The sequence below is a fragment of the Allobosea sp. genome, assembly GCF_051860145.1.
Lineage (GTDB): Bacteria > Pseudomonadota > Alphaproteobacteria > Rhizobiales > Beijerinckiaceae > Allobosea.
Window position 1 is genome coordinate 34042 of the sequence record NZ_JBHYEM010000026.1, and the last position, 10002, is coordinate 44043.

Annotated in this window: 16 protein-coding genes and 1 tRNA gene; 9 read left to right on the forward strand and 8 right to left on the reverse strand. The window is 66.1% G+C overall.

Annotated features, from left to right (window positions below; genetic code table 11):
* Positions 1-29 precede the first annotated feature (29 nt).
* The 7 genes from ACTIF2_RS25135 (at position 30) to ACTIF2_RS25165 (ending at position 3894) form a co-directional block, all read left to right on the forward strand.
* Complete coding sequence (locus ACTIF2_RS25135; protein ID WP_439499869.1) at positions 30-383, forward strand: hypothetical protein; 354 nt, start codon at positions 30-32, stop codon at positions 381-383.
* A 135-nt stretch (positions 384-518) separates the two neighbouring features.
* A complete protein-coding gene (locus tag ACTIF2_RS25140; RefSeq protein ID WP_439499870.1) occupies positions 519-893 on the forward strand; it encodes a hypothetical protein in 375 nt (124 codons plus the stop codon).
* Positions 894-1062: 169 nt separating this feature from the next.
* Entirely contained in the window at positions 1063-1500 is a 438-nt protein-coding gene (locus tag ACTIF2_RS25145) for a VanZ family protein (protein ID WP_439499871.1), read from the forward strand.
* Positions 1482-1691 (forward strand): hypothetical protein, encoded by a 210-nt coding sequence (locus tag ACTIF2_RS25150; RefSeq protein ID WP_439499872.1) that lies wholly within the window; start codon positions 1482-1484, stop codon positions 1689-1691. The genes ACTIF2_RS25145 and ACTIF2_RS25150 overlap by 19 nt, the downstream gene beginning before the upstream one ends.
* Positions 1692-1784: 93 nt before the next feature.
* Positions 1785-2069 (forward strand): BrnA antitoxin family protein, encoded by a 285-nt coding sequence (locus tag ACTIF2_RS25155; RefSeq protein WP_439499873.1) that lies wholly within the window; start codon positions 1785-1787, stop codon positions 2067-2069.
* 20 nt (positions 2070-2089) lie between these two features.
* Positions 2090-2428 carry a hypothetical protein gene (locus ACTIF2_RS25160; RefSeq protein ID WP_439499874.1) on the forward strand — a complete coding sequence of 113 codons (339 nt, stop codon included), beginning with the start codon at positions 2090-2092 and terminating at the stop codon, positions 2426-2428.
* A 614-nt stretch (positions 2429-3042) separates the two neighbouring features.
* A complete protein-coding gene (locus ACTIF2_RS25165; RefSeq protein ID WP_439499875.1) occupies positions 3043-3894 on the forward strand; it encodes a trypsin-like peptidase domain-containing protein in 852 nt (283 codons plus the stop codon).
* A gap of 110 nt (positions 3895-4004) precedes the next feature.
* Here the strand turns inward: ACTIF2_RS25165 and ACTIF2_RS25170 are convergent.
* From ACTIF2_RS25170 to ACTIF2_RS25190, 5 genes are all read right to left on the reverse strand, one after another.
* Positions 4005-4080 (reverse strand) — tRNA-Phe (locus ACTIF2_RS25170).
* 99 nt (positions 4081-4179) lie between these two features.
* Entirely contained in the window at positions 4180-4506 is a 327-nt protein-coding gene (locus ACTIF2_RS25175; RefSeq protein ID WP_439499876.1) for a hypothetical protein, read from the reverse strand.
* Between the two features lie 72 nt (positions 4507-4578).
* Complete coding sequence (gene yacG, locus ACTIF2_RS25180) at positions 4579-4782, reverse strand: DNA gyrase inhibitor YacG (protein WP_439499877.1); 204 nt, start codon at positions 4780-4782, stop codon at positions 4579-4581.
* On the reverse strand, positions 4775-5596 hold the full coding sequence (locus ACTIF2_RS25185; protein ID WP_439499878.1) for an SDR family NAD(P)-dependent oxidoreductase: 822 nt from the start codon (positions 5594-5596) through the stop codon (positions 4775-4777). The genes yacG and ACTIF2_RS25185 overlap by 8 nt, the downstream gene beginning before the upstream one ends.
* 183 nt (positions 5597-5779) lie before the next feature.
* Positions 5780-6388, reverse strand: a complete 609-nt coding sequence (locus ACTIF2_RS25190) for a Maf-like protein (RefSeq protein WP_439499879.1) — start codon at positions 6386-6388, stop codon at positions 5780-5782.
* A gap of 346 nt (positions 6389-6734) precedes the next feature.
* Between ACTIF2_RS25190 and ACTIF2_RS25195 the strand changes: the two genes are divergently transcribed.
* A complete protein-coding gene (locus ACTIF2_RS25195) occupies positions 6735-7118 on the forward strand; it encodes a hypothetical protein (RefSeq protein ID WP_439499880.1) in 384 nt (127 codons plus the stop codon).
* 168 nt (positions 7119-7286) lie between these two features.
* Here the strand turns inward: ACTIF2_RS25195 and ACTIF2_RS25200 are convergent, their stop codons facing one another.
* From ACTIF2_RS25200 to ACTIF2_RS25210, 3 genes are all read right to left on the reverse strand, one after another.
* The gene (locus ACTIF2_RS25200) at positions 7287-8138 is read right to left on the reverse strand and encodes a CDP-alcohol phosphatidyltransferase family protein (RefSeq protein WP_439499881.1); all 852 of its coding nucleotides are present in this window, start codon (positions 8136-8138) and stop codon (positions 7287-7289) included.
* 33 nt (positions 8139-8171) lie between these two features.
* Positions 8172-8480, reverse strand: a complete 309-nt coding sequence (locus tag ACTIF2_RS25205) for a putative quinol monooxygenase (RefSeq protein ID WP_439499882.1) — start codon at positions 8478-8480, stop codon at positions 8172-8174.
* 119 nt (positions 8481-8599) lie between these two features.
* Entirely contained in the window at positions 8600-9298 is a 699-nt protein-coding gene (locus ACTIF2_RS25210; protein ID WP_439499883.1) for a phosphatidylserine decarboxylase, read from the reverse strand.
* A gap of 163 nt (positions 9299-9461) precedes the next feature.
* Between ACTIF2_RS25210 and ACTIF2_RS25215 the strand changes: the two genes are divergently transcribed.
* On the forward strand, positions 9462-9959 hold the full coding sequence (locus tag ACTIF2_RS25215; RefSeq protein ID WP_439499884.1) for a GNAT family N-acetyltransferase: 498 nt from the start codon (positions 9462-9464) through the stop codon (positions 9957-9959).
* Positions 9960-10002 lie beyond the last annotated feature (43 nt).

A 10002-nucleotide genomic window follows, 5' to 3' on the forward strand; every position in this document is an offset into this window, starting at 1 on the left:
GTATTCTGCCGCCCGGAAGGATAGCCCCGATGATCTTGCCGCGCTCCCTCCTTGCCGTCGCCGCCCTCGCCGCAGCAACCTTGCCTGCCGGGGCGCAGGCGCTGTTCGTGACCTGCGACAACGGCCTGCGCTGCGTGCGCGCGCCCTGCCCCTCGAAGGATGTCGTGCTGGTGCCGTCCGGCAAGCGCTTTGCGCGGACCGAGCCCGACCTGAGCGGCCTGCCGCCCGCGGATGCGGCGCGGCGCGATCTCTCGGACGGGCTCTATTACGGACGGCTCGTCCTCACCGGCACGGTCACCGAGGGCCCGCCCGTGCAGATCCTCGCAAGCAAGGTGCTGCGCCGCGCGACGGCGCACGAGGCGGCCCTGTGCCGGCGCCGCTGACCCGCCCGGGCCTTCCGCCGTCCCTGCACATTCTCGCCGCGACATCGTCACGGAATGACCTCATGCGCTCCAGCTTGCGACCCCATTGACCGATTCAACTGGGCGGCCATCCGCAACCCAAGGAAGGCACAGCCCATGCGCATGATCACCATCCTGGCAGCCGGCACGGCCCTCGTGCTGTCGGCCGCCGCCAATGCCCAGGCGCCATCCGGCCAGAACGCCCCCGCTCGGCCGCCGGCCGCGGCGCCCCAGGCGCCTGCACAGCCGCCGTCGATCAAGTCGGTGAACGTCGTCGACATCACCGAGCTGCCACAGGAGACGCAGACGCAGGTCACCCAGGTCGTGGCGCAGCGCGGCGACAGCGAGCTCCAGAAGCTGCGCAAGGCGATCGACGCCGCGCCCAACATCAAGTCGGCGCTTGAAGCCAAGGGCCTGACCTCGATGCATGTGCTCATCGCCCAGATGGACGAGAGCGGCGAGCTGACGCTGGTCACCAAGAAGGCCGGCTGACGAGCGCAGACGCTCCGCCGGCGGGGCCCGGCGCCTGCGCGCCGGGTTCGCCCCGCGGTGACAAGATCGCGCCGGGGCCGGTGGACCGACCTGCGATTTCGGGGCAGAGTGTCACAGTCCCGCGATAGGGGCTGCACCGGAGTTCGACACTCTGATACCGCCCGGCCAGATGGCACGTTCAAGACCCGATCCTGAACTCCTGCGCAAGGTGGCCGCCGCCACCGGCTGGTGCGCCGCGCTGGTCATCGTCTTCGCCACCCTGTCGCCGATCGGCGCGCGCCCGCATATCGCGGGCTTCGGCGCCGATCTCGAGCGCTTCCTGGCATTCTTCGTGACGGCGGGCGCGCTGGCGTTCGCCTATCCGCGCCGGCGCGGCTGGATCCTGCTCGCCGTCATCGGCGTCGCCGTCGGGCTCGAGGTCGCGCAATCCTTCGCGCCGACGCGGCACGGCCGCGCGCCGGACGCCGTCGTGAAGGTGCTCGGCGGCTTGGTCGGGGTTCTTTTCGCCGCCTTCGCCATTAAACTGCGCATGCCGGGCGCCGAGGCACCCGGCTCTGTTCCCGCTCGTGCAGCTGAGAGGATCACGAGATGGCCGAAAAGCCGATGATCGACGTGGCGGTGCTCAAGGTGAAGCACATCACGGTGAGCGCCGACGGCTCGACCGAGGCCGCCATCGCGCTCGAGGTCGAAGGCGGCCAGGACCTGCAATTGTGGATGGCGTCGGATGTCCTGACCACGCTGGAGGCGATGCTCGCCAAGGCCAGCGTCGAGCAGGCCAAGCACCAGCCGATCCAGTAGAATCGCCCTTGTCGACTGACAGGTTCACCGGATGGTGCGCCGAAGGCCTGCGGAGAGAACAAGGGGACGACGCATGAGCCAAGGGACCCATATATGAGCAATGACAGAACCCGCCGGCCTCCGGACCCCTGGAAGAACGCTCAGGCGCTGTTCAAGCCCGCCGCTCCGAAGGTGGCGGTTCCGGCCGAGAAGCGCCCGGCGATCCCCGGCGCGAAGGAAATGGTCACGCTGCGGATCGACCGCGACGTGCTGGAGCATTTCCAGAGCGACGGCCCGGGCTGGCAGGATCGCATCAACGACGCCTTGCGCCAGGCCGCCGGCATGACCGGAGACGAAAGCCTGACGCCCGACGAGCTCAATTCGTCGAATGACGGCTGACGGGCCTCCGGCGAGCTGACATGCGTGCTCTCGCCTGTGTGCTGGCTATGCTGGCGAGCAGCGCCGCGCTTTCCGCCGAGCGCCTGCCGAGCTTCCCGAAGGACACCGAATACCGGGACGCCCGCCGCGGCCTCGCCGGGCTCGGCTACAAGCCGGTGAAACTGCCCGAGTCGGACGCCTGCCTGCAGGGCAACCGGCGCTGCGCGGGTTTTCCCGAGATGCTCGCCTGTTCCGGGACAGGCCTGGGGCACTGCATCTTCGTCTGGCGCTCGCGGCGCGACATGCTGATCGAGATCGTCACGGTCGGCGAGGACGACCCGACCGTCTTCGCAGTGCGCTGCCGCGCCAATTGCCGGTAGGACTTGCCGCTCTCGCTGGCGGTCACTGCGAGCGCCGCTGCAGATCACACACTCTGCCCGCTGGCTGCCACGCTCCGCTCCGCTCGGCAAGCGCTCAAGCGCGCGCCCGTGATCGAAGTTTCTCAGCGGCGCTTCATTCAACGCGTAGGCGACATCCGCAACATGGGCGGCCACAAGAAAACGGCCGATCCGACGTCAGTGGAGGTGCGGAGCCAACTGCGGGGGGTGAGGAAGATCACCAAGACTGTCCCGTAATTCGGCAGCAACCATCGTTCGCTGCAGTTTACCTTGCGTAAAGAAAGACCGCGTGTTTAGCTGGAGAAAATGGGGAGGATTTAATGACTGACATCAACAAAAAAGTACAAACTCTACCACCTGGGCCAACGCCAGCGACTCTTTGCCAGTCATGCGATCACTATCCAGATTGTAATATTCATTCGCCGCCACACAACAACATAGTTCGGACCTGCAATTGCCTAGCGCGGGGAATGAGTCAGGGAGCTCATAGATTCAGGCCCAGGTGACAATATCCCCGTACACTATATTTTTTGGGAAGCGTCATGCCCAGGAATGGAATTAGGAGCACTTATTCTCAAGCACCCTTCCAGATTTTAATGTGCGATCACGCTGGTATCATTTCGTCTGGAACAGCTTTTTATTACGACAATGAAAGTACGAGATTCCTTATAACAAATTGGCATAATATCTCGGGACGCGACGCTATAACAAAAGAAAAAATTGATGAATACGGAAGAATACCTCAATATTTAATGTGCAAAACGGCGACTCTTATTAGAGCGCATCTGCCGGGCAACACAGAATTCGCGATGATAGCACACCGCATCGAGCTTTACGGGGACAGCGATGCGTTGTTAGATCCTACCTGGTTCGAGCATCCCGAACTGGGATCCGACTGCGATGTTATCGCTATCGAGTTGGCCAAGCCGGAGTTTGAGCCAACGGTCATGCACACGCCCGTCAATCGCATCGGCAGCATTCCCATTCCCGTGCTGCCCGGCAGACCGGCGTTCATAATCGGATACCCTTCATCACTCAGTACTGGGTTTGGTCTGCCAATTTGGAAGTCGGGTTATATTGCTTCAGAACCGCACTATCCGGTCCGGTTAGGCGGTCATTTGGCCGTGGTCGGCGGCCTCGTCGGCGGGCGCGAGATACCAGCATTCTTCATTGATAGTCAGACACGCCGAGGAATGTCTGGATCACCAGTTTTTGCGTCCTACACCGGCCGCTGGAGCACGACGGATCCATACGAAGAAGTAGATATCGACGATCCTGGTTTCTGGCAGCGTGCTGACGTCGCGCTGAATGAAACGCGGATGGAATTTGTTGGAATCTATAGCGGCAGAGTGACTGGGCAGGCTGACGACGCAGCACTCGGTTTATGTTGGCGCGAGGATGCTATCGCAACGATATGCAGCTCACGGGCGACCGGTAGGGTGCCCTAACTCACGCCAGCTACGCGCTTGGTCGTCAATCCAACGAAAACACCGACAAGGCAGCTTGCGCCCCTTGGCCTCGCACTGAAGGGCCGCCCCAAAAAACCGTGGAGAAAGAATGGTGCCCAGAGCTGGAATCGAACCAGCGACACTGCGATTTTCAGTCGCATGCTCTACCAACTGAGCTATCTGGGCATCCGGCGAAGCGGCGCGCGCTCCGTGTTGGTCGGGGCGATATAGAGGCTGACGGCCGGGCTGTCCAGTCGCTTCGCGGCAGCTTGCGGCCCGGCTGGGTCAGTCCTTGCGCAGCTTCCCCAGATTTCCGGGCAAGCCGGCGAAAGGCAGGTCGTCCGGGCTCGTCAGGCCGGTATTGGCGCCCGGCGGCCGAGCGTCGTCCTCGGACGGCGGGCTGCCGCCCCTCAGCATCTCCTGCGCCGCCGCGATGATCTCGGCCGGCGGCGCCATGTCCTCCTGGAGATGCCATTCGACGAAATCGCGGCTCTGGTTCGCCCGGTCGGCGAGGTCCGCGATCCAGTCCTTGCCCTGGAAGCGCCGCTCCAGGGCGAGCGCCAGGTCCCGGCCTGTCCCGGCCGCGCCGGTGAATTTGTCGATGGATGCCATGATCCGCTCCTTGTCGCTTTCGGAAGCAACGAGTTGCGGCGCGCAAGGTTTCCTGTCGGGGCCGGCCCGCCGTCAGGTCTCCTCGTCCTCGCGCCGCGACGGCGCGGTTTCGGCTTCCTCGACCGGCTCGCCGGGGATGACATAGGAGCCCTTGAGCCAGCGGCCGAGATCGATATCGGCGCAGCGCGCGGAGCAGAAGGGCTTGAAGCGCGTCACCGCCGGCTTGCCGCAGATCGGGCAGGGTTTGCCGGGGGGCGTGTCCTTGATCTCAGCCATATTTGAGCGTGATTCCTCCGTCGACGACGAGTTCGATGCCGGTGACATAGCGCGCTTCGTCGCTGGCGAGGAAGAGCGCGGCATAGGCGACGTCCCAGGCCTCGCCCATATGGCCCATCGGCACCTGCGCGTCACGCGCCGCCCACATCGCCGCGACGTCGCCCTCGCCATAGGCCTGGGCGAGCCCGGCCGAATGCTCGACCATCGGCGTCTTCATCAGGCCGGGCAGGATCGCGTTCACGCGGATCTTCTGGGCGGCATATTGCGCGGCCGTGGTGCGGGTGAGCTGGTTCAGCCCCGCCTTGGTCGCCGAATAGCTGGCATAGGGCACGCCGGTATGCCGGATCGAGGCGATCGAGGAGATGTTGATGATCGAGCCGCCCTCGCCGCTCTCCTCGAACTGGCGCTGCATCACCGGGATGACATGCTTCATCGCCAGGAAGGCGCCGGTCAGGTTGACCCGGAAGACCCGCTCCCAGACCTCCTCCGGCAGGTCGACGACGCTGCCGACCTCGGCGATGCCGACATTGTTGTCGAGGATGTCGATGCGGCCATAGCGGCCGAGCGCCTGGGCGACGAGCTCGGCGACCGCCTCGGCCCGGGTCACGTCGGCCTGGACGGCGATCGCCTGCCCGCCCTCGTTCTGGATGAGCGAGGCCGTCTCCTCGGCCGCGTCGCGGTTGATGTCGGCGCAGACGACGCGCGCGCCCTCGCGGGCAAAGATCGCCGCCGTCGCCTTGCCGTTGCCCCAGCCGGGGCCGATCGAGCCCGCGCCTGCAACGATCGCGACCTTGCCCCTCAAGCGTTCCGTCATGAGCCTCGTCCCCGGTTGCGCGGCTTGTAGGCCGGCCGCGCTTGCGGGCGCAGGATCGGGGTTTCCATGCCACGGGGCAAGCTGAGGGAGCGCACGCGGCGCATGCGCTTTGCGGCCATCATCATGAGAAGCCGCAAGCAGCGTCCTGCGGCGCTCGCAATGACGGCGTAAGAATCTCAGCCCTCAGCCGATATTCATCCAGCCGAAGCGGATCGGAAAACCCTCGCCGCCGAGCAGGTTCACGGTCTCGTAGAGCGGCAGGCCGACGACGCCGGTATAGGAGCCGACGAGCTTGACGACGAAGGAGCCGGCAATGCCCTGGATGGCATAGGCGCCGGCCTTGCCGCGCCATTCGCCCGAGGCGAGATAGGATTCGAGGTCCTCCGACGAGAGCCGCTTGAAGCGCACCCGCGTCTCGACGATGCGGTCGCGGATCGACCCGTTCGGCGCGACCACGGCGACGGAGGTGTAGACGCGGTGGGCGCGGCCGGAGAGCAGGCGCAGGCAGGCGGCCGCCTCGTCGACGATCTCGGCCTTGGGCAGGATGCGCCGGCCGACCGCGACGACGGTGTCGGCGGCGACGATGTAGCAGCCTTCGAGATCGGGGCGGCTCCTGGCGCCTTCGCGCGCCGCCTCGGCCTTGGCGCGGGCGAGGCGGCGCGACAGGTCGCGCGGGCGCTCGCCCTTGAGCGGCGTCTCGTCGAGATCGGAGGGCAGCATGGCGTCGGGCTTCAGCCCGGCCTGCTCCAGCAGGGCGAGCCGGCGCGGCGAGGCCGAGGCCAGGACCAGCATCGGCCGCCAGCCGGGTGGTTTCGGGGAGGCGAAGAAACTCAAGGGCGTTCGACTCTGGCGCTCGTCTCGACGGTCGCGGGCGGCCGGCCGGCCGCCCCTGCCTCAAGCCTCTAGAGCATTTTCGCGGGTTGCGAAATCCGGCGCGGCCGCCCCGCTTTGAGCGCAGGCCGGCCCTGAAATCCTGAATTGGCTATGCACTGTGCGCATAAATTATGCACTGTCATGACGCACTTCGCATTGCACAATCGGTCCGGGCTTGCCACATTCCACCGACGAGGCGTTGCAATCGCCGCGCGGGACCTGGCGTTTGCGCCGGTCTCTTCCCCCTCCCGGAGTCCCCCCAGATATGGCGATAACGAGCAAGCGCCTGCGGTCCGTGACCGGCGCGGGAGTGGAAGCGCAGGCGCTCGTCAGCAAGGTCCTGACCATGCAGGCCGATGCCGGCCTGACGATCGCGATGCGCATGCCGATGCTGCTCAAGGGCGCGCTCGGCGACAGCCACGGCCAGCGCGAGGCCGCCAAGGCCGTGACCGAAAAGGTCTCGGCGGTGATGGAGAGCGGCCTGGCGGCGAGCCAGGCGGTCGGCCTGTTCTGGTGGGGCATGGCGATGAGCCCTTTTGCCCAGGTGGATTTCGCCGAGGCGGCGGCAAAAGCCGCCAACAGCACGCTCGAGCCGTTCTCGAAGCGCACCCGCGCCAATGCGGCGCGGCTCCGCGGCCGCAGGCGTTAGGGCCACGGCCGCAGCAAGCTCCGTCATTGCGAGCGTCAGCGAAGCAATCCAGGAAGGCTCGCTCGACGGCCCCTGGATTGCTTCGTCGCTCCGCTCCTCGCAATGACGAGCTAGGTCGCTTCGCGACTGGTCCGGGATGACGGCTCGATTGTGTGCATAGCCGCACAATTAATCGGTATCGGACGGCTTGACGGGCTCGGGTGACGCCATGGGGCCCGCCTGCCCTGCCGCATGCTCGCGCTCGAGCTTGCGATAGCGCGCGACGCTGACCGGGATCGAGGCGAGATAGGCCACGACGATCAGCGTCAGCATCTCGAACGGATAGGCGAAGAGCAGCCCCGCCAGCACCACGACGGCGACGAAGATCGGCAGCACGTTCTCGCGCGGCACGCGTGCGCCCAGCGTCTTGCCGGCATAGCAGGGGATGCGGGAGATCGTCAGGAAGGCGATGAAGAGGATGTAGATGCCGACGAAGGGCGCGCCGTAATCCTGCACCGGCACCCCGATGAAATGCAGGTAGAGCGGCAGCATCGCGGTGATCGCGCCGGCCGGGGCCGGCATGCCGACGAAGAAGTTCTTCTGCCAGTCGGGCCGGTTGGGATCGTCGATCATCACGTTGAAGCGCGCCAGGCGCAGCGCCATGGCGCAGGCCAGCGTCAGCACGATGATCCAGCCGAAGGAGCGCAGGTCGTGCAGGACGAAGATCCACAGCACATAGCCCGTCGCCACGCCGAAATTGACGAAGTCCGAGAGCGAATCGAGTTCGGCGCCGAAGCGCGAGGTGCCCTTCAGCAGCCGGGCAAGACGGCCGTCGATGCCGTCGAGCGCCGCCGCCACCAAAATGAAGATCGTCGCCGATTCGAGCTTGCCCTCGACCACGAGCCGCATCGCGGTCAGGCCGAGGCAGAGCGCCAGCAGCGTGATCAGGTTGGGCGCGATCAGCCGGAAGGGGATCGCCCTGAAGCGCGCGCGCTTCGATTCGACCTGCTCGGGCTCGAAAGGGGGAAAGAGATCGCTCATGGCAGCCGGAATACGCGGTTTTCGCGGAGGAGGCTAGCGCGCCCGATCACAGCGCAGCGGCGTCCAGATGGAAATGCCGCGCGGACGTTCCAGTAGTTGCGGCAAGGCCTCGTGCCAGTCGTCGCGATAGGGTCGCTTGATCTGGACCGCCACCACCTCGTCGTGATCGGCCCAGGTCTCATGGAGCAGAAAGTGGTTCTGGTCCTGCGGGTCGACATGCAAGGTCGCGTCCCGGAAGGTCGCTTCGGAGCGCATCGCGTCGAGCACGCCGTTCAGCAGCGCGAGAAAGCGCTCGCGCTTGGCCGGAACGACCTGGAAATCGATCAGATAGGTGACGCTCAAGGCTTGACCTCCCGGCTTCGCACAACCGGCCGGGCCTTGCGTTGTGGCGTGGATGGCCGGCAGCGCAGCTTGCTGCCGATCGCTACCAGTTCTCTCGGCGCGGGCAACTACCTGTCGCGTTATTGCGCCCGGTAAGCCCGCCGCGCTTCGCTCGCCGAGACGTCCGCCAGCACGGTCTCGCCGGCGATCGCGGTCTGGCCCTCGCCGACCAGCGGGGTCACGCCTGTCGGCAAATAGACGTCGACGCGCGAGCCGAAGCGGATCAGGCCGAAGCGCTCGCCGGTCGCGATCGAATCGCCCTCCTTGACGAAGGGCACGATGCGCCGCGCGATCAGCCCGGCGATCTGCACGACGCCGACGATCCCGGCCGGCGTCTCGATCGCCAGCGCGTTGCGCTCGTTGTCGTCGCTCGCCTTGTCGAGCTCGGCATTGAGGAAGAGACCGGGCGTATAGGCCATCTTGGCGATGCGGCCCGAGACCGGGCTGCGGTTCACGTGGCAGTCGAAGACGTTCATGAAGATCGAGATGCGGGTCATCGGCTCGGCCGGCAGGTTCAGCTCGGGCGGCGGTAGCGCCGAGGCGATCTGGCTGACGCGGCCATCGGCCGGCGAGATCACCAGCCCCTCGCGCTGCGGCGTGATCCTGACCGGATCGCGGAAGAAATAGCAGATCCAGATGGTGATGATCGCGCCGAGCCAGCCGAAGGGCGACCAGAGATTGGCGAGCACGATCGTCGCCACCAGCGCGATGGCGATGAAGACATAGCCCTCCTTGTGGATGGGCACGATCACCTTGCGGACGGAATCGACGAGCGACATGAAAAATCCCGTTGGCCTTGTTGGCGCATCTGCGCGTTGACGCGGTCTCGCGCCGGAAAGAGGGCTGCGCGCCCGGTCCGCGTGGTTTAGGGTGTTCGACGCGCCGGGGGAAGAGGCCTGCGCGCTCCTACCGCAGCAGCAAGTCCGGCACCGATCGCAAGCCATGGCCATCGATGAAGAGATCGGCGAGCCCCTGCTGTCGGGCCTCGGCTGCGAGGAGGTCATGCTGCGGCCGAGCCAGCGCTACCGGCCGGAGACCTCGCCCTGGGGTGTACTGGCCTATCGATTCGACATCCTCATCGCCGGCGAGCGCGCCGGCACGGTCAGCCTGCGGCCGGCGACGACCTATCTCCTGACCCATCTCGCCGGGCAGGTCGGCTTCTCGATCGAGCCGCGCTATCGCGGGCGCGGCCTGGCCGGCAAGGCGGTGCGCGCCCTCCTGCCGCTCGCCCGGGCCCATGGCCTGTCCGAGCTCTGGCTGACGACGACGCCGGATAATGCCGCATCGCGCCGCACGCTGGAAAAGCTCGGCGCCGTGCTGGTCGAGGCCGTGCCCGTGCCGGAGAGCTACAGCTCCTACGCCCAGGGCGAGCGGGAAAAGCTGCGCTACCGGCTGGATATTGAAAGCGCGGGAACCCCTCTCCGGGAAGGAGAGGGGTAGGGGTGAGGTGCAGGCCCGAGATCGTTGGCCTGAGCCTCGCCGC